A 17,648-nucleotide genomic window follows, 5' to 3' on the forward strand; every position below is an offset into this window, starting at 1 on the left:
CCGCCCGTACGTTGTGAGAGCAGGACCCCACAGCCGAGGAGACCTGAAATGTTCCTGACCCGACGCACCCCCGAGCTCCCCACCCCCGAGCAGGCCCTGCGCGGCCGCCCCGAGCCCGCATTCTCGGTGCCCTCCCGCCACACGGTCCTCGGCAACCCGCTGCTCGGCCCCTACCCGGAGGGCCTGGAGGTGGCCGACTTCGGTCTGGGCTGTTTCTGGGGCGCCGAGCGCACGTTCTGGCAGACGGAGGGCGTCTGGACGACGCTCGTCGGCTACCAGGGCGGCTTCACGCCGAACCCGTCGTACGAGGAGGTCTGCTCGGGCCTGACCGGGCACACCGAAGCGGTCCGCGTGGTCTTCGACCCCAAGGTCGTCTCGTACGCGGAGCTGCTGAAGATCTTCTGGGAGTCCCACAACCCGACCCAGGGCTTCCGCCAGGGCAATGACGTGGGCACCCAGTACCGCTCCGCGATCTATACGCACTCGCCGGACCAGGAGAAGGCCGCGGAGGCCTCCCGTGAGTCGTACCAGAAGGTACTGACGGGCTCCGGCTATGCCACGATCACCACGGAGATCCTCCCGGCGGAGGGCCGCACCTTCTATCCGTCCGAGGCATATCACCAGCAGTACCTCGACAAGAACCCGGGCGGCTACTGCGGCATCGGCGGCACGGGCGTCTCGTGCCCGATCGGCGTGGCCCCGGCCCAGGGCTGAGCCCCCTACGCCGACACGGCGGCACTACCCACTACCCGAGCGCGCCGCTCACCGGACCACCCGTCCGGTGAGCGGCGCGCCGCCGCGTGTACGGGCGCCGGCGCGCAGGCGGTGGCCCGGCCGGCGGCTCAGTCCGTGCCCAGTCCGTCGGCTCAGTCCACCGGCTCAGTCCGTGACGATATGGCTGTTCTCGATCTTGCTGTCGTCGGCCGTGCGCTCGACCTCCGCGCCGCGCGTCGTCTCGATGGTCGAGTCCTTGATCGTGGCCTGGTTCTCCGCCGTCTCGGTGATCAGGGAGTCACCTCGCGCGGTGATACGCCCGCCGCTGATGACAGAGTGCCCCGCCGCCGTCTGCCGTACCGTCGCCCGGCGCGCGGCGGCGGCCGTCTGGGAGTGATTCCACCAGGCCAGCGCGGCCGAGGCCGCCACCAGCAGCAACAGACCCGCTCCCAGGGACCAGCTCCATTCGCCGGTGACGATATTGGTGACGTACCCGCATGCCGCGCCGAGCACTACGGAGAGTGCCGCGCCCGCGCCAGTACTGACCGTGGCCATGATTCTCCCGGTGCACTCGTTGCCTGAGCACTTCGACAAATCCTGTCTTATGATGCTCCATCAACCTGAGACGGCGTCAACTCCGGCTACGGAGTCTTTCGTTGGGATCAGGCTGGACCGGGGAGTGGGCGGTGCCGGGGCAGACGGGCCCGGCTGGATCCCAACGAGAGGCCCTGAGGCGCTGTTCGCCGCACGGGTCTCACAGCGGGCTGGGCACCGGGTTGGCCATCGGGGGCGTGCATGTACAACGATTCGGCACTTTTCACCGACCGCGAGGAACCGCTCTCGGCCTTCGACAGGCTGTTGTCGGCGCGGTCCTCACCGGCGCGGACACTGATCTACTGGGGCGTCTCCGGGCAGGGAAAGTCGGCCCTGCTGCACCACCTCCGGCAGGCCCCGTCCGCTCCCCGGCGCTGTGAGCTCATCGATCTGGACTCGATCCTCGCCGTGGACACCGGCGCCGCCGATCTCGGACGGGATCTGGCCGCGGTGCTGGTGGACAGCATCGCGCGGGTCATCGCCGACTGGTCGGGGCCCGCCCCGCTCGCCCGCCGCAGATACGCCCGCTTCAGGGCCCGGGTACACGCGGCGCCGCAGGCGTCGACCGTCGTCAACGCCCGGATGAGCGCGACGGACAACAGCTCCATCTCCGGGACGTCCATCCATGTGGACGCCCGACCGGACCGGGGCCCGGCGGACCGGGAGAAGCTCACCGACGAACTGTGCCGGCTGGCCCGGAAGCTGCGCGGGCGCCGCTGTGTGCTGTTGCTGGACACGAGTGAGCGGCTCCGGCTGCTCACCGAGGCCGCCGTGGAGCAGGCCGAACACAGCGACGGCCGGGGAGGTGTCGCGCAGTGGTTCGCCGGCCAGTTGCTGCCCCGGCTCATCGCGGAGGCGCGCGGACTGCGGGTGGTGCTGGCCGGCCGCGAGCCGGTCGAGCTGCCCCACGAGATCGTCGCCGAGCGGATCGAGCTGACCGAATGGGCGCTTGAGCACACCTCCGAGTACCTCAGGGCGTGCGGGCTCGACGCGCAGCGGCTGAGCCGTCCGGTGCACGCGGTGTGCCGGGGGGTACCCGTCTGGACCGCGCTGGTGGCCGAGCTGATCGAGCACGGGCAGCAGTCCGACGAGGCCGTCACGCCGGGCTGGCTGGCCGAGATCGCCGCCGGCCGTCCGGCGGACGAATGGCTTCCCAACCAGTTCCTGCGGCGCCTGCCGAGGGAACAGCGCCGGGTGGTGATGGCCGCCGCCACGCTGCGCAGCGTGTCCAAGGAGGCGGTCGGCACCCTGCTCGACGAGACGGAGCTGTCGCCCGCGTGGTACGAGACGCTGTGCGGTTACTCGTTCATGCGTGTCGTACGGGATCCGCAGGGGCGGGCGGAGCGCCGTATTCACGATCTGGTGCGGCTGGCGATCCATACCTATCTCGATCGTGAGGAGCCGTCCTACCGGCGTGCGCTGCACGAGCAGGCCGCCCGCTATTTCGCCGGGCAGGACAGCTTTCTGGACGAGGCGTACCACCGCTTCGCCATCGGTGACGACGCGTGTGTGAACGAATGGCGGGAGCGCCGGCGTGAGCTGGAGCAGAGCGGTGACGCGGAGGCGATGCTCAGGCTGACGGAGATCGTCACGGCCCCCGAGCAGTCACCGCACACGTTCCGCCACTTCGCGGGGTTCGCGGCGGCCGCGGCGCTCACCGGCGGACGGATCGCGCTGGACCAGGACCGTTCGGACGACGCGGAGTCGCTGCTCGGACAGGCCCTCGAAGGGTTCCGCGTGGCCAAGAACAGAAAGGGGCAGGCCAGCGCGCTCAGACTGCTGGGCAGGACGGCCGAGAAGGACGGAAACCCCCAGGGCGCGGTGGCGCTGTACGAGAAGTCTCTGCGGATCAACCAGTCACTCGGCAGGAAGAAGGCCATCGGTCATCTGCTCCGGGACATCGCGACGCTGAAATTCACGGACGATCCCGCGACGGCGGCCCGGATGTTCGAGCGAGCGTCGGTCATCTTCCATGACGTGGGCGACCGGGTCTGTGAGATGGCCGCGCTGCGGCGCATCGGGGATCTGAACCGCGCGCGCGGCGGCAAGCCGGAGCGGACCGAGGAGCACTACCGCCGGGCACTGACCGGTTATCAAGAGCTCGATGATCTGCTGGGCCAGGCCACGGTCACGCATGCGCTGGCCACCCTGCTCGCCGAGATTCCGGCACGCCACGCGGAAGCGGAAGCCATGTTCACCGAGGCCGTCGCCGCCTTCAAGAGCGCGGGCCGGTCCAGCAGGCAGGCGGACAATCTGAACAGGCTGGGCTCCCTGGTGCGGGAGATGGGACGTTACAAGGACGCCGAGGCGCACTACCGGGCGGCGCTCGACGTGTACCGGGACGCGCCGGACACGGGTGGCGAGGCGGCCGTCGTCCACAATCTGGGCACCCTTCTGATGGAGACCGACCGGCTGCGCGAGGGCGAAACCCTGCTGTATCGCTCGGTCGACCTCAATCGTGCGTGCGGGAACGCGATGAACGAGGCGTACAGCAATCTTTCGCTCGCCGTCTCCGCCCGCCGCAGGGAAAAGTACGGCGAGGAGAAGGGTCTGCTGGACCGGGCCATGAAGCTGGCCAACGCCCAGGAGAATCTCAAGCCCCGTGCGGCGGTCCTGCATGCTCTTGGCCATTTCTCGGCCCGGACGCACAAGAACGACGAGGCGGACGACCTCTTCCACGAGGAGATCGGCCTCAGGGAGTCCCTCGGCGACTCCGAGAGTCTGGCGAGGGCCTTGAGCTGCCGCGGTCATCTCGCCCTGAAGCTGCAGAAGTTCCCCGCCGCGGAGACTCTCTTCGAACGGGCGCTGGAGATCCATCGCGACCGGGGGGACCTGGGACCTCAGGCGTCGGCCCTGGTCCTGCTCGGCGACATCGCCATTCGCACCAGGGGGGAGGAGCGGGCGGCAGCGAGCTATGAGCAGGCGGTGGCGCTGCTCGGTGGCGGGTCGGGCGGCAGAATGGAGGTCCACGCCCTCCGGGACCTGGCGATTCTCACCCTGCGCCGGGACAGGAACGACGAGTCCATCCGGGACGAGACGCTCCGGCTCTTCGAGAGAAGTCTCGCCGTGGCGCTGGACGTCGGCGACGGGGACTGCGGTCTGGTCGTGTGGACCAATATGGCCAGCATGGGCGCGTGGAAGGGTGCGCGCCGGGCGGAGGCCATCGAGGTGCTGGACAAGTTGATGCTCCTGGCGGCCACGCAATACGGGCCGTACTCCGTCTGGTTCAAGCGGATGACCGCGCGGCTGACTCTGCGCATCGGCTCGCAGCATTCGGTGGCCGAGGGTGTCGCCCAGGGGTCGTTCGTGCATCTCCGCCATGGCTGGCAGCGGGGGGTGCGCTATCGGTTCCGCGCGCTCTTCGACGCACTGCGGTCGATGAAGGACTGACGGCCGTCCCGGGCACGCGCCGGGCCCCGGCGCTGATCCATCGCCGCCCAACCGCCGTGCCGCGCAACGCCCCTGGCCGCCGCTTCCCGGTCGCAGCTCCCGACAGCCCCTGTCCGTACGGTGGTTGGGGCGGCGGCAGCGGTCCCGGCAGCGGGCGTTCACCCGGCCGACACCCTCCCGACGCGCGCGGGCCACCGGCCGGGGCGGGGAGAGATGAGTGGATATGGCGATCCGTCCGCCCCGCTCGTACGGGTGCGGTCCCGCACGCACACCACGTGGAGACTGTATGACCGGCTCAGCCCGTACGCGGCCCAGCTCATCCGGCGGACCGGCCCCGGCCGGAGCAGGGCCCGCCGGGGCCCTGCGCGCCCTGGCGGCGGGTCTGGCGGCAGGCGCCCTTGCACTGGGCGCTGTCCTCGCGGGCGGCGCGCCCGCCGCCGCCGCGAGCGGCCCGGACTGCGGCGGACCGAACGGCAGGGCGCTGTGCGCGCGGGCCGGTGACCTCCTCGATGTCACGCTGGACCAGCTCCGGCCCACCCAGCCCGCCATCGGCTTCGACCAGATCTACTACAAGCTCGGCCGGTACGGCAGTACGAAGGACGAGGAGGCCGGCGACTTCAACAAGCGCTTCGACGACTGGTGCGAGACGAACGGCCAGGAGGAGGCGGCGACGGTGGGGGCCGGCGCCAGGCTCTCCGACCCGTCCAGCTTCACCTGCACCGTCCCGCTCGGCGAGGGGACCGACGAGACACGGGCCGCGATGAAGACGGTCGTCATAGGCCCCGGCGGCGAGCTGTATCTGACGGACGGGCACCACACCCTGACGTCCTTTCTGGAGACGCCCGACGGCGGCCCCAGCACGCACATCCGGCTGCGGGTCACCGGTAATCTGAGCGATCTCTCGACCGCCGCCTTCTGGGAGACCATGCGGGAGCGCGACTGGGTCTGGCTGCGCGACGAGAACAACGAGCCGATCACCACGGACCAGCTCCCGCAGCGCCTCGGCCTGGCCCGCTTCCACGACGACCGCTACCGCAGCCTCGTCTACTTCACGCGCGACATCGGCTACCAGGCGCCCGACGACGCGGCGGAGTACCTGGAGTTCCTGTGGGGCACCTGGCTGCGGGAGCGCATCGACCTCGGCGCATACCGGCTCGACGACCCCGCCTCCTACCTGGCCGCCGTCCGTGCCGCCTCCGAGGCGATGTCCGCGGTGCCCGGTGACACCGTCATCGCCGACGGCCGCACCGCCGACGAGCTGGGCCGGATGGCCGAGTGGAACGACGGAAAGAAGCCGACCGGCGGCGAGTTCGGGAAGCTGAGCGCGCCGATCTCCGACAAGAAGCCCGGCAAGCTCGCCTTCGCGCTGGACTTCCGTGGCACGGTCGCGCCCACGCCCGCCTGCACCAGGACCCTGACCGGTGAGCACACCGGCCCGCTGGTGATCTCCTCGGGTGTCACCTGCCTGGACGGCGCCCGGGTGACGGGCCCGGTCGTGGTCCGTGCCGGAGCCGGCCTGGTCGCCGGCGGCGCCGGGATCACCGGCCCGGTCCAGGCGGTCGGCGCGGACACCGTACGGCTCTGCGGCACCTCGCTCACCGGTCCGCTCTCCGTGGTGAACACGGTGCGGCAGCTGACCCTCGCGGGCCCGGGCTGCACCGCGAACGAGCTGAACGGACCGGTCCAGCTCGTCGGCAACCCGGTGTCCTGAACAAACTGCCGTCCGAGGCGCAGTGGCTCTCCCGTCACCCCGGAGTGGCGGGAGAGCCACTGCGCCGCTGGGCCTCCCCGGGCGGTCGGCGCCCCGTATCTGTACGCCCGCGCCCGGTCAGGAGGACGTGGCCAGGGCACGGAGGGCGACTCCGGCGGCCCGGGCGATCAGGGCGTCGTCGCGCTCGGCGCCGCGGACATCGCGCCGGGAGAGGACGGCGATGGCGATCGGGGCGGCGTCGGGCGGCCAGACGATGGCGATGTCGTTGCGGGTGCCGTAGCCGCCGGTGCCGGTTTTGTCACCGACGCGCCAGCCGGCCGGTGTGCCGGAACGGATGAGGGTGTCGCCGGTGGTGTTGCGGGTGAGCCAGTCGGTCAGCAGGGCCCGTTGGCCGGCGGCGAGGGTGGTGCCGAGGACATAGGCGCGCAGGTCGGTGGCGAGCGCGCGGGCTGTGCTGGTGTCACGGATGTCGCCGGGCATGGCGTCACTGAGTTCGACTTCGACGCGGTCGCACCGGGTGACACGGTCACCGATGCCGATGAGGGCGTCCTGTAAGCCGCTGGGGCCGCCGACTTCGCGGAAGAGGAGATTGGCCGCGCCGTTGTCGCTGTGGCGGACGGCGGCGTCGCAGAGTTGACGGAGCGTCAGGCCGCTGCCGATGTGCCGTTCGGTGACCGGTGAATGACCGATGGGGGTGGCGCCGCCGTACCGCACGCGCCGGTCGAGCTGCTGGAGGGAGTTTTTGTCCAGCACGGCGGCGGCGAGCAGCGCCTTGCAGGTGGAGGCGTAGGCGAAGCGTTCGTCGGGCCGGTGGACGACGGACCTGCCGCTGCCGGTGTCGATCGCGTAGACACCCAGCCGCGCGTCGAACCTCCGCTCAAGAGCGCCGAACGCGGGCTCCGTCGCCGGCCCGGCCGGGGCCGACGCCGAGGGCCGGGAGCGGGAGCGGGAGGGAGATGGTCGCGCCGCCTCCGGCGCGGACGTCTGGCAACCGGTGAGCGGGACGGCGGCGAGGCCGGCGAGGGTGGCGAGTGCGGCACGACGGGGGAGGCTGGTGTGCACGATGCGGCGGCTTCCGTTCCGGGGCGGCGTGTTCCGAGGTCGTCACACGGAGGTACGGGCGGTGCGGCGGTCACCCAGGATACGAGGGGGCCGGGCGTCCGGCGATGCCGGAGGTCCGGCGCGGGCGGAGCCGGGTCACGCCGTGTCACCCACGGGGATCAGGCGTCCTTGTCGTCGGCGGCCGTCGCCGGCAGGTCCTGGAGCTTCACCCGAAAGATCCCGGCGGAGCGCTCACGCCGATAGCCCAGGGCCTCGTTCACCGCCCGCATCGACGTGTTGTCGTCGGCGACGGTGGTGCTGATCTCCCGTACGCCGGGGAGCAGTTCGTGCAGCCTCCCCAGCAGCCGGCGCTTGACGGCGCGGCCCAGGCCCTGGCCCCGGTACGCCGGGACCACCACCGTGTCGTACTGGAGCGCGCGGGTGTCCCCCGGGTCGCGCAGGACGACCTCGGTGTACGCGACGACCGCGTCGCCGTCGGTGGTGTCGAGCACCGCCGAGGTGAGGATCGCGCCGCCCCGGTCCTCGATCAGCCGGGCCGCGGCCCGGGCTCTGCCGACGTCCCAGTCCGGCGCCCGCTCCCCCATGGCTCCGTCCGGCGCGTCCCGCACGGCGTCGTGCGCCCGCGCGAACGCCTCGGCCCACCGGTCCGGGACCACGCCCTGCCAGTCGGCGAAGCGGAGCCCCTCGGGCAGTGTGGCCTCCGGTATCTCCGCCACCGCCCGCCGGACCCGCTGGACGTACCAGCCGAGCGCCAGCACATTGGTGAAGCCGAGGCTGTCGACGAACGCCTGGCCCGCGCCGCCGAGTTCGAGCATGGCCGAGACCGATGTGCGTCCCGCCGCGGCGAGTTCGGCACGTATAGCGCCCCAGAGCGCCGCGCCCACTCCGTGCCGCCGGGCGTCGGGACGGACCACCAGGCTCTCCAGGACGGCCGTGTGACGGTTGGCCTCGTCGGAGAACAGGAGCAGCGAGGCGACTCCTTCGTACGAGCCGTCCTCGGCCGCCGCCGCGAGATGAACGTTCCTTCCGCTCACCGGCGGCAGCCTGAGCCTGCCCGCGGTCTCCGCCCTGCTCGGCTCGGGCACCGAGGCCGGCAGATCGAGGACGTGCGCCGCGACGACCACCGCGTGCCAGGCGTCTGTCTCGGCGTCCGAGGGCGGGCTTCCCAGAGTGATCAGCATGGACCGAACCTACGCGTACGAGAGGGGTAACGCCCCCCGGTTGCGGGGACGTCCGGGCGAACGGACAGAGCGGGGCGGGCACGTGTGCCCCAGGCGCCACAGCGGGCTCCCCGACAGCACAAGCACCCGTCCGTGCCGGACCGCGCGCCCGGGGGCGCGGCCCGCCTCAGGCAGCCGCGTTCTCGGTGACCGTGACCCGCCCCTTGCGGATCGTGGCGAGCCGTGGGGCGCGGCGGGCGATGGAGCTGTCGTGAGTGACCATGATGAAGGTCAGGCCGTGCTCTTTCCAGAGCCCCTCAAGCAGTTCCATGATCTCGTCACGCATCGACTCGTCAAGATTTCCCGTGGGTTCATCGGCGAGCAGCACCTTCGGCCGCTTCACCAGGGCGCGGGCGATGGCGACGCGCTGCTGCTGGCCGCCGGACAGTTCCCCCGGCAGATGGCCGAGCCGCTCGCCGAGGCCGACGGAGTCCAGTGCCCCGGCGGCCCGTTCGCGCCGGGCCGCGCCCTTCAGACCGAGCGGCACGAGCGCCGTCTCGACATTCTCCTGCGCGGTCAGGGTGGGGATGAGGTTGAAGCTCTGGAAGACGAAGCCGATGGACTCGGCCCGCACCCTGGTGAGCCGGGCCTCGGGCAGCGCGGCCAGATCGACTCCGTCGAATTCGACGCTGCCCGCGGTCGGCCGGTCGAGACCGCCGAGCATCTGGAGGAGGGTGGACTTGCCGCCGCCGGTGGGGCCCTGGATGACGAGCCGGCCGCCGTCCTCGATGGTCAGATCGACCCCGGCGAGCGCGTCGACGGTCCTGTTGCCGCGCCGGTAGCGCTTGGTGACGCCTCTGAGCTGGTACATCGTGCAACTCCTGCGATACGGAAGGGTATGGGTCACTCGACGCGGCGCAGCGCGTCCGCGGGGCGCAGCCGGGAGGCGCGCCAGCCGCCGAAGCCGCCCGCGATCAGGCCGCCGCCGACGGCGAGCGCCACGGCGAGGCCGATGGTGGCGAGGGAGACGGGCGCGGTGAGAGCGATGTCGAGCGCCTTGGAGGCGCCCTGCCGGCCCGGCCCGCCCTGTCCCAGGGCCCGGGCGAAGCCGCCGCCGGCTCCGCCGCCCGTCGCGCCGAGCTGGGCCGTGAGGGTCGGGCTGACGGCCGTGACCGCGTAGGCGCCGGCGACCCCCAGCGCGATGCCGAGGGCCCCGCCGAGCAGCCCGTTGACCAAAGCCTCGCCGACCACCTGGCGGGTGACCCGGCCGCTCTTCCAGCCGAGCGCCTTGAGGGTGCCGAATTCCCGCACCCGTCGGCTGACCGCCGAGGAGGTGAGCAGCCCGGCCACCAGGAAGGCGGCGATCAGCACGGCGACGGACAGCCATCTGCCGACGTTCGAGGCGAGGCCGGCCGCGGTGGACAGGGAGCCGGAGACGGTGTCGGCGAGATCGGCCGAGGTGGTGACGGTCGTGCCCGCGATGTTCTGCTGGATGGCGGACTTGACGCTGCCGATCTGCTGCGAGCCGGTGGCCCTGACATAGACCGTGGTGACCTTGTCCTTGGAGTCGGCGAGGGTCTGGGCCCGTTTCAGCGGGATGTAGAGGTTGGCGGCGGCGTCCCCGCTGTCGGCGGTGGCGACACCGACGACGGTGAACTTCGTCCCGGAGACGGTGACGGTCCCGCCGACCGCGAGGTCCTTCTCCTTGGCGTAGGCGCTGTCGGCGACCGCCACCGCCGCGTCGGTCTCGGTGGTCTTGAAGGTACGGCCGGAGGTGATCCTGGAGGAGGTCAGCGGGCCGAGCGCGGGCACGGTGACATCGGTGCCGTACACCGAGTAGGAGTTGACGTCGAACGCGGCGCCGCCGCCGGTGACCTCTCCCCCCGCGCCGCCCGTACCGCCGCCGGGGCCGCCGCCCCTGGCGCCGCCCTCGCGGGGGGTGAACTCGCCGCGCTTGAACTGGCCGTTGACCTTCAGCACATTCAGGCTGAGCCCGCCGACGGCCTGCGCGACGCCCTTCTGGCCGCCGACCTCCGTGACGGTCGAGGACGCCAGGGTCTGGAAGCCCTGGACCAGCACCCGGTCGCTGCTCTGCTCGGCGTCGCCGTCGCCCTTGGCGCCGAACTCGAAGCGCGGCCGGCGAGCGGTGTCGCCCTCGCCGGGCGGCGCCGCGGCCTTGGTGACGGTCATGTCCGTGCCGAGGCCGTACAGCGATTGCAGGACCGTGTCCTGGGCCCGGGTCATACCGGCGGAGACGGAGCTGACGACGATCACCAGGGCGATGCCCAGGGCGAGCCCCGAGGCGACGACCAGCGCCGCCTTTCTGCGGCGGCGCAGCTCGCGCCTGAGGTAGATGAAGAACATGACCGTGAAGCTAGGCACCGGTCGTGATGAGGAGTTGAGGCCGCGGTGAGAGCTGGATGAGAACGCGAACGGCGGCGGCACCGGGGGGTGCCGCCGCCGAGGGCGTGAGGCGTACGGGGGGGGCGGGCCGGTCGGGCCCGTCCCGTCCGCTCAGGCCGCGGAGCCCGCGACCCAGTCGTTCCAGTTCAGGTTCCAGCCGTTGAGGCCGTTGTCGGGCTTGATCGTCTTGTCCGGGGAGTTCTTGACGACGACCACGTCACCGACGATCGAGTTGTTGTAGAACCAGGCGGCCGGCTGGCTGTCGTCGCCCGCGCCCTTCACGTCCTGCAGGCCCACACAGCCATGGCTGGTGTTGGTGGTGCCGAAGACGGACTTCGGGCCCCAGTAGTTGCCGTGGATGAAGGTGCCGGACGTGGAGAGCCGCATGGCGTGCGGGACGTCCTTGATGTCGTACTCGCCCTTGCCGTCGTCGTCCGTGAAGCCGACCGTCGCGCCGTTCATCCGGGTCTCCTTGAACTTCTCGGAGATCACCATGGCGCCGTTGTACGTCGGATTGTCGGGCGAGCCGGAGGAGATCGGGATCGTCCTGACCGTCTGGCCGTCCCGGGTGACGGTCATGGTGTGCGCGGCCGCGTCCACCGTGCTGACCTGGTTGCGGCCGATGGTGAAGTTGACCGTCTTCTGCTGGACGCCGAAGACGCCGGGGGCGCCCTCGACCCCGTCGAGGTTCAGCTCCAGGGTGACCTTCGAGCCGCCCTGCCAGTAGTCCTGCGGACGGAAGTCGAGGCGCTGGGCGCTGAACCAGTGGCCGACGACCTCCTGGCCGCTGCTCGACGTCACCGTGACGCCTTCCTGCACGGCCTTCTTGTCGGTGATCGCCTTGTCGAAGTTGATCGAGACGGGCATCCCGACACCCACCGTGGAGCCGTCCTCGGGCGTGAAGTTCCCGATGAAGCTGTTGGCGGGCGAGACGGTGGTGAAGGAGGAGTTCTCGTGGGCCACGCGGCCCTTGGCGTCCTTCGCCGTCGCGGAGATCTTGTACGTGGTGGAGCGTTCGAGCTGGCCGTCCGGCTTCCAGGTCTTGGCGTCGTCGGACAGCGTGCCCGCGACCTCGGTGCCGTCGGCCGTGGTCATGGTGACGCCGGTGAGAGTGCCCTTGGTCACCGTGACCTTGGCGGCGTTGTTGATGCTCGCGTTCGTCGCCCCGTTCTTGGGCGAGATGGCTATCTGGGCCTCGGACGTCTCCTTGGCGGCCGCTTCGTCCACCTGGGCCTGCGACGACGACTTCGTGGGGCTGCCGCCGCCCGCGTCACCACCGCTGCTGCAGGCCGAGAGCACCAGCACGCCGCCGAGCAGTGCGGACGCGGCCATAAGCCTTTTGCGCCGCTTGCTGTCCGTCATCACACGCTTCTCCATCATCGCCGAATATCTGCCGACAACCCTTATGAACACCCTTACCGGTTCGTCCGGTTCCACATCGGCCGGATATGTGGTGCACACCACTCACCCTGCCGCATGGCTGGGCGGGGAGCCCGTCGAATGCGGCGGACCGGTGCTACCAGAGTGTCACGCTCTCGTGCTAGGGCGTGTTGCGAGAGTAGCGCCGTCCGCTTCGCCATCGGCGTCCGCGTCGCTCTCATCGTCCTCGTCGAGGTCCCATTCCACCGCGTCGGGGTTGTAGTCGATCTCCTCACCGCTCCACGACGCCTGCGCCAGCTCCACGCCCGGCACCGCGCTGACCAGGTCGAACGGCTCCACCAGATGGGCGAGGGCCTCCGCCGCGTCCTCCCGCACGGCCACCTCGGCGGACGCGCGCTCGTCGTCCGGCAGGAATTCGTCCGCGCCGACGCGGGCGAGTGCGGCGGTGCTCAGCTCGTCGGCGTCGACGATCTCCAGCACCAGTTCCACTCGTAGTCTCACATACCGTGACGTCTCAGAATTGGTCATGCGACGGAGCGTACGGCCTCCGGCCTCCACGATTTTCATACGACCCGCTGCTTTCATTAGCATCAGCGCACCCAGCCAATTCGGCGTTGTCACAAAGGGGATCGATCACGTGTCCATCGCCCGCCGACCGCTGCTGACCGCTACCGCCGCCGGAACCCTGCTCTGTGCTCTGTGGTTCGTTCCCTCCGCGAACGCCACCGATGAACAGAGCGGTCCGGGGCAGCCGTCCGCGGCATCAGCCCAGAGCTTCACCTCCGGGAGACCGGACAGCTCACAGCAGCTCGCCTTCGCGGATACGGGACGCGTGGACACCACGCCGTACCTGTTCGGCGGAAGCGCCCTCCTCGGCCTCGGCGCGACCTTCGTCGCGTACTGGGCCCGCAGAGGGACACGCGCGCTCTGAAAAGCCAGCTCCACGCGTACGGAGGGGGCCGCCCGGCGACCGGGCGGCCCCCTTCACGTGTTCCGCGGGCCCTTCTCGTTCTCCGCGGGCGCGGCGGTCCTGGCCTCAGGCCAGCGGCCCCGTCACCGGCTCCACCGCCGCGACCAGGCCGCCGCCGCGTACGAACGCGTCGGCCGCGGCGAGATCGGGGGCGAGGAACCGGTCCGGGCCCGGCCCCTGGACCCCGGCCGCACGCAGCGCGGCAATGGCGGCCCGCGAGGCGGGCGCGGGCGTCAGGCCCTCGCGCAGCTCGATCGCGCGGGTCGCGGCGTACAGCTCCACAGCGACGATCCGGGTCAGATTGTCGACGGCCGTCCTCAGCTTGCGCGCGGCCGACCAGCCCATGGAGACATGGTCCTCCTGCATCGCGGAGGACGGGATGGAGTCGACGGAGGCGGGGACGGCCAGCCGCTTCATCTCACTGACCAGCGCGGCCTGGGTGTACTGGGCGATCATCAGGCCCGAGTCGACACCGGCGTCGCCGGCCAGGAAGGGCGGCAGGCCGTGCGAACGGTTCTTGTCCAGCAGCCGGTCCGTACGGCGCTCAGCGATGGACCCCAGATCGGCGGCGGCGATGGCCAGGAAGTCCAGGACGTAGGCCACCGGGGCGCCGTGGAAGTTGCCGTTGGACTCGACCCGGCCGTCCGGCAGGACCACCGGGTTGTCGACGGCGGCGGCCAGCTCTCGGTCGGCGACGAGCCGGGCGTACGCGAGGGTGTCCCGGCCCGCGCCGGCGACCTGCGGGGCGCACCGCACCGAGTACGCGTCCTGGACGCGCGGCGCCTCGTCCTCCTGGAAATGGCCCGTCAGACCGGAGCCGGCGAGCACACGCAGCATGTTGTCGGCGCTGGCGCCCTGGCCGGGATGCGGCCGGATGGCGTGCAGCTCGGGCGCGAGGACCTTGGCGGAGCCGAGAAGCGCCTCCAGGCTCAGCGCGGCGGTGATGTCGGCCGAGGTGTACAGACGGTGCAGGTCGGCGAGGGCCATGACCAGCATGCCGAGCATGCCGTCGGTGCCGTTGAGCAGGGCGAGGCCCTCCTTCTCCCGCAGCACCACCGGGGTGATGCCGTGCCGCGCGAGCAGCTCACCGGCCGGCCGCAGCACGCCGTCGGGGCCCTCGGCCTCGCCCTCGCCCATCAGGGTCAGCGCGCAGTGCGAGAGCGGCGCGAGATCGCCGGAACAGCCGAGGGAGCCGAATTCGTGCACGACGGGCGTGATCCCGGCGTTCAGCACGTCCGCCATGGTCTGCGCGACCTCGGGGCGTACGCCGGTGCGCCCGGAGGCGAGGGTCTTGAGCCGCAGGAACATCAGCGCGCGGACGACGTCCCGCTCGACGTGCGGCCCCATCCCCGCGGCGTGGCTGCGCACGATGTTGCGCTGCAACTGCGCGCGCAGGTCCTGGCTGATGTGCCGGGTGGCGAGGGCGCCGAACCCGGTCGAGACGCCGTACACGGGCTCGGGCTTGGCGGCGAGCGCCTCGACGACCTCCCGGGCCGCGGCGAGCGCGGCGACGGCCTCGGCGGAGAGCTCGACCCGGGCGGCCCCGCGGGCCACGGCGATGACGTCCTCGGCGGTCGTGCCGGACGTCCCCACCACGACAGTGTGCATATCCATATTCAGGAGCGTACGGATTGAATCTTGGCCTGTCACCATCCGGTGATTCGGCGCCCCCTCCGCCGCCACCGCACAACCCGCCCCCTACACCCGCGGTGGCGCGTCCCGGAACCGCCGCCGGTCCCCCGCCCTCGGCGGCGCGTCCGCCAGCCGCAGCACCGCGCCGTCCCGCCCCGCCACCACCGGCTCGGACGCCCGCGCCGCCTTCGCCCGGTACTGCGCCGCGTCCGCCAGCCGGAACAGCCGCCGCGCCGACCGCACCTCGCCGATCGGGTCGCCCGTCGAGGCGATCCCGCACGCCACGCCCTCTCCCAGCTCCAGCTCGGCCGCACGCACGCACAGTTCCTTGGCCACGGCGATCACCTCGTCCGCCGGCGGCCCCACCGTCAGCAGACAGAACTCGTCGCCGCCCAGCCGCGCGGCCAACGCCCCGGGAAGCCGGGCGCCGCACACCGACAGGACCGAGCCGAAGCGTTCCAGCAGCCGGTCACCGACCGCGTGCCCGTGGGTGTCGTTGACGGCCTTGAGACCGTTCAGGTCACAGACGACCAGGCTGACGACGGCTCCCTCGTCGCGGTGCCTGCCGACCGCCTCGTCGAGTTGTATGTCGACCGCGCGCCGGTTCGCGAGCCCGGTCAGCGGGTCCGTGAAGGCGAGCCGGCGCACCTCTTCGAGCCGCTCCGTCTGCGCGAGCCCCGCCGCCACCACCGAGGCGATGACCGTCGCGAACTCCGCGTCGTCCGCGCCGTAGGGCGGGACGTCACGGGGCCGGGCCACATACAGCTCGCCCCACGCCCGCCCGTGCAGCACGATCGGCGCGACCACACAGCAGCCGCGCCCGCGCCGGCGCAGCGACGCGACCCGTTTGGGGAAGTAGCCGGGCTCGCGCGAGACCGGCCAGGGGGCGTGGCCCGTCGCCGTCTCGACCCAGGCGTTCGGCCCGCCGCCCCCGGCCCACCGTTCGTGCAGGAACTCCGCGATCTCGGGAAACTGGTGCACGGGATAGGTCTCGTCCTCGGGGAACTCCTCCTCGTCCTCGGCCAGCTCTCCCGTGTTCACGAGGACCCTGAGCCGGCCGTGTTCCCGTTCCCACACGGACAGCGCCGCGAAACTCCCGCCGAGCCCCTCGCGAGCGCCCTGCGCCGCGGCCCGCCAGGCATCGCGTGGGGTCGGCGCGGAGGCCATCGCCTGCGCCAGTGCCACCACCGCTCGCAGTCGCCCGTCCACTCCCATCACCCCAGCTTAAGTCGGGGCCAAAGCTTCCGATCATCCAGAGCGACGGACGGTCACAGCCGGGTCATTCGCCGGGCCACTGCGGCTTCCGCTTCTCGTTGAAGGCCGCGACACCCTCCGCCCGGTCGCCGGAGAAGGCGACGGACCGCCACGCGGCGTCCTCGACCTCAAGGCCGGCCCGCAGATCGAGCCCGTGACCGAGCCGCAGCGCGCGCTTGGCGGCGCGCAGGCCGACGGGCGAGTTCGCGGCGATACGGGCCGCCAGGGCGAGGGCCTCTTCCCGGTCCGACCCCTCGGCCACCAGCTCGTCGACAAGGCCCAGCTCCCGCGCCTCGGCCGCGTCCACGCGCCGCGCCGTGAAGATCAGCTCGGCGGCGCGCGCGGCGCCGACACGGCGGGGCAGCAGTTGCGTACCGCCGCCGCCGGGAATCACGCCGACCGACACCTCGGGCAGTCCGAGGACCGCGGTGCGGTCGGCGACGATCAGATCGCAGGCGAGTGCCAGCTCGAAGCCGCCGCCGAGTGCGAAGCCGTGCACCGCGGCGATCGTCGGCATCGGGAGGTCGAGGACGCCGGTGTACGCCGCCCGCGCGGTGGGCCGCTGGCGCACCAGATCGGCGTCGCTGAAGGCATTCCGTTCCTTCAGGTCGGCGCCCACGCAGAAGGCCCGCTCATGGGTGGAGGTCAGCACGGTGACCCGGACTCCCGGGTCCGCGCCCAGCGCCTCGCACCCCGCGGTGAGAGAGCGGGCCAGCTCCGTCGACACCGCGTTCATGGCCTTGGGGCGGTCGAGGACCAGCTCCGCGACGTGTCCGTGCCGCCTGACGACGACGTACTCCCCGTACCGCTGCTCGTTCTCCACGGCCTCGGCCATGATCACACCCTCCCGGTTAACGATGGTTCACATCAGGTGCTGATAGTAGGGCCTCCGTTCGGATCGCGCTGTGTTGATGACACCGGGTCCCGGCGCCGCCGTGCCGCGGGGCGGGGTTGAGCACCGGAGTGCTCAAAGCTGTTGTACGGGGCGGGTGTTGCTGGGACGGAACCCGAACATTGGCGCGATCAATCCGGGACCGATTCCGCCGTAGGTTGGCGACGCCAGCAGGGAAGCACCGCGACCACAGTTGATGGAGACCACCATGCGTCCGAGCCTTGTCGCCCGTTCCACCCGTCTTGTTCTGGCCCTGGCGGCCGTGGCGGCCCTCACGGCCACCGCCACCGCCTGCGACGCCGCCGGCAACGCCCCGAGTGGCACCAGCTCCGTCGACACGAGCGGAAGTGGCACATCCAGCACGTCCGACGACACCACTGTGGACACCGACAAGGCCAAGCAGGACTACTACGGATCCGACGACAACACCGCCGACACCGACAAGGCCAAGCAGGACTACTACGGGTCCGACGACGACACCGCCGA

14 protein-coding genes and 1 pseudogene are annotated in these 17,648 nt (G+C 71.5%); 5 read left to right on the forward strand and 10 right to left on the reverse strand.

The window, feature by feature from the left end; genetic code table 11:
* Positions 1-48: 48 nt before the first annotated feature.
* Positions 49-714, forward strand: a complete 666-nt coding sequence (gene msrA / locus ABZ707_RS22440) for a peptide-methionine (S)-S-oxide reductase MsrA (protein WP_360177707.1) — start codon at positions 49-51, stop codon at positions 712-714.
* 165 nt (positions 715-879) lie between these two features.
* Here msrA and ABZ707_RS22445 read toward each other — a convergent pair whose 3' ends face one another.
* Complete coding sequence (locus ABZ707_RS22445; RefSeq protein WP_360177710.1) at positions 880-1,269, reverse strand: hypothetical protein; 390 nt, start codon at positions 1,267-1,269, stop codon at positions 880-882.
* A gap of 240 nt (positions 1,270-1,509) precedes the next feature.
* Here ABZ707_RS22445 and ABZ707_RS22450 point away from each other — a divergent pair, with 240 nt between their 5' ends.
* Positions 1,510-4,698, forward strand: a complete 3,189-nt coding sequence (locus ABZ707_RS22450; protein WP_360177713.1) for a tetratricopeptide repeat protein — start codon at positions 1,510-1,512, stop codon at positions 4,696-4,698.
* Positions 4,699-4,984: 286 nt separating this feature from the next.
* Positions 4,985-6,409, forward strand: a complete 1,425-nt coding sequence (locus tag ABZ707_RS22455; RefSeq protein ID WP_360177716.1) for a ParB/Srx family N-terminal domain-containing protein — start codon at positions 4,985-4,987, stop codon at positions 6,407-6,409.
* Positions 6,410-6,526: 117 nt separating this feature from the next.
* Here ABZ707_RS22455 and bla read toward each other — a convergent pair whose 3' ends face one another.
* The 6 genes from bla to ABZ707_RS22485 all read right to left on the reverse strand — a co-directional run bounded on the left by bla (position 6,527) and on the right by ABZ707_RS22485 (position 12,942).
* Positions 6,527-7,471: a class A beta-lactamase gene (gene bla, locus ABZ707_RS22460; protein WP_360177719.1), complete on the reverse strand. Its 945-nt coding sequence runs from the start codon at positions 7,469-7,471 to the stop codon at positions 6,527-6,529.
* Between the two features lie 158 nt (positions 7,472-7,629).
* The gene (locus tag ABZ707_RS22465; protein WP_360177722.1) at positions 7,630-8,652 is read right to left on the reverse strand and encodes a GNAT family N-acetyltransferase; all 1,023 of its coding nucleotides are present in this window, start codon (positions 8,650-8,652) and stop codon (positions 7,630-7,632) included.
* 166 nt (positions 8,653-8,818) lie between these two features.
* Positions 8,819-9,502: an ABC transporter ATP-binding protein gene (locus tag ABZ707_RS22470; protein ID WP_360177725.1), complete on the reverse strand. Its 684-nt coding sequence runs from the start codon at positions 9,500-9,502 to the stop codon at positions 8,819-8,821.
* 32 nt (positions 9,503-9,534) lie between these two features.
* Positions 9,535-10,995 (reverse strand): ABC transporter permease, encoded by a 1,461-nt coding sequence (locus tag ABZ707_RS22475; protein WP_360177728.1) that lies wholly within the window; start codon positions 10,993-10,995, stop codon positions 9,535-9,537.
* Positions 10,996-11,145: 150 nt separating this feature from the next.
* Entirely contained in the window at positions 11,146-12,411 is a 1,266-nt protein-coding gene (locus ABZ707_RS22480) for an Ig-like domain-containing protein (RefSeq protein ID WP_360178158.1), read from the reverse strand.
* Positions 12,412-12,561: 150 nt separating this feature from the next.
* Positions 12,562-12,942 carry a hypothetical protein gene (locus tag ABZ707_RS22485; protein ID WP_360177731.1) on the reverse strand — a complete coding sequence of 127 codons (381 nt, stop codon included), beginning with the start codon at positions 12,940-12,942 and terminating at the stop codon, positions 12,562-12,564.
* A 109-nt stretch (positions 12,943-13,051) separates the two neighbouring features.
* Between ABZ707_RS22485 and ABZ707_RS22490 the strand changes: the two genes are divergently transcribed.
* Positions 13,052-13,345, forward strand: a complete 294-nt coding sequence (locus ABZ707_RS22490; protein ID WP_360177734.1) for a hypothetical protein — start codon at positions 13,052-13,054, stop codon at positions 13,343-13,345.
* 105 nt (positions 13,346-13,450) lie between these two features.
* Here ABZ707_RS22490 and hutH read toward each other — a convergent pair whose 3' ends face one another.
* The 3 genes from hutH to ABZ707_RS22505 form a co-directional block, all read right to left on the reverse strand.
* Complete coding sequence (hutH, locus tag ABZ707_RS22495; RefSeq protein ID WP_360177737.1) at positions 13,451-14,998, reverse strand: histidine ammonia-lyase; 1,548 nt, start codon at positions 14,996-14,998, stop codon at positions 13,451-13,453.
* Between the two features lie 84 nt (positions 14,999-15,082).
* Positions 15,083-16,234 carry a sensor domain-containing diguanylate cyclase gene (locus ABZ707_RS22500; RefSeq protein ID WP_360177740.1) on the reverse strand — a complete coding sequence of 384 codons (1,152 nt, stop codon included), beginning with the start codon at positions 16,232-16,234 and terminating at the stop codon, positions 15,083-15,085.
* 61 nt (positions 16,235-16,295) lie between these two features.
* Entirely contained in the window at positions 16,296-17,105 is an 810-nt protein-coding gene (locus ABZ707_RS22505) for an enoyl-CoA hydratase-related protein (protein ID WP_360177743.1), read from the reverse strand.
* A 265-nt stretch (positions 17,106-17,370) separates the two neighbouring features.
* On the opposite strand from ABZ707_RS22505, the pseudogene ABZ707_RS22510 reads away from it, so the two are divergent.
* Positions 17,371-17,648 (forward strand): annotated as a pseudogene (locus tag ABZ707_RS22510) (hypothetical protein); the annotation flags it as partial.

This window comes from Streptomyces sp. NPDC006923 (genome assembly GCF_040635655.1).
Lineage (GTDB): Bacteria > Actinomycetota > Actinomycetes > Streptomycetales > Streptomycetaceae > Streptomyces.

Coding starts and splice junctions, on each gene's coding strand:
- ABZ707_RS22470 (WP_360177725.1), bottom strand. CDS start 9,502: ATGTACCAGCTCAGAGGCGTCACCAAGCGCTACCGGCGCGGCAACAGG.
- ABZ707_RS22485 (WP_360177731.1), bottom strand. CDS start 12,942: ATGACCAATTCTGAGACGTCACGGTATGTGAGACTACGAGTGGAACTG.
- msrA (WP_360177707.1), top strand. CDS start 49: ATGTTCCTGACCCGACGCACCCCCGAGCTCCCCACCCCCGAGCAGGCC.
- ABZ707_RS22450 (WP_360177713.1), top strand. CDS start 1,510: ATGTACAACGATTCGGCACTTTTCACCGACCGCGAGGAACCGCTCTCG.
- ABZ707_RS22465 (WP_360177722.1), bottom strand. CDS start 8,652: ATGCTGATCACTCTGGGAAGCCCGCCCTCGGACGCCGAGACAGACGCC.
- hutH (WP_360177737.1), bottom strand. CDS start 14,998: ATGGATATGCACACTGTCGTGGTGGGGACGTCCGGCACGACCGCCGAG.
- ABZ707_RS22505 (WP_360177743.1), bottom strand. CDS start 17,105: ATGGCCGAGGCCGTGGAGAACGAGCAGCGGTACGGGGAGTACGTCGTC.
- ABZ707_RS22455 (WP_360177716.1), top strand. CDS start 4,985: ATGACCGGCTCAGCCCGTACGCGGCCCAGCTCATCCGGCGGACCGGCC.
- ABZ707_RS22445 (WP_360177710.1), bottom strand. CDS start 1,269: ATGGCCACGGTCAGTACTGGCGCGGGCGCGGCACTCTCCGTAGTGCTC.
- ABZ707_RS22480 (WP_360178158.1), bottom strand. CDS start 12,411: ATGGAGAAGCGTGTGATGACGGACAGCAAGCGGCGCAAAAGGCTTATG.
- ABZ707_RS22475 (WP_360177728.1), bottom strand. CDS start 10,995: ATGTTCTTCATCTACCTCAGGCGCGAGCTGCGCCGCCGCAGAAAGGCG.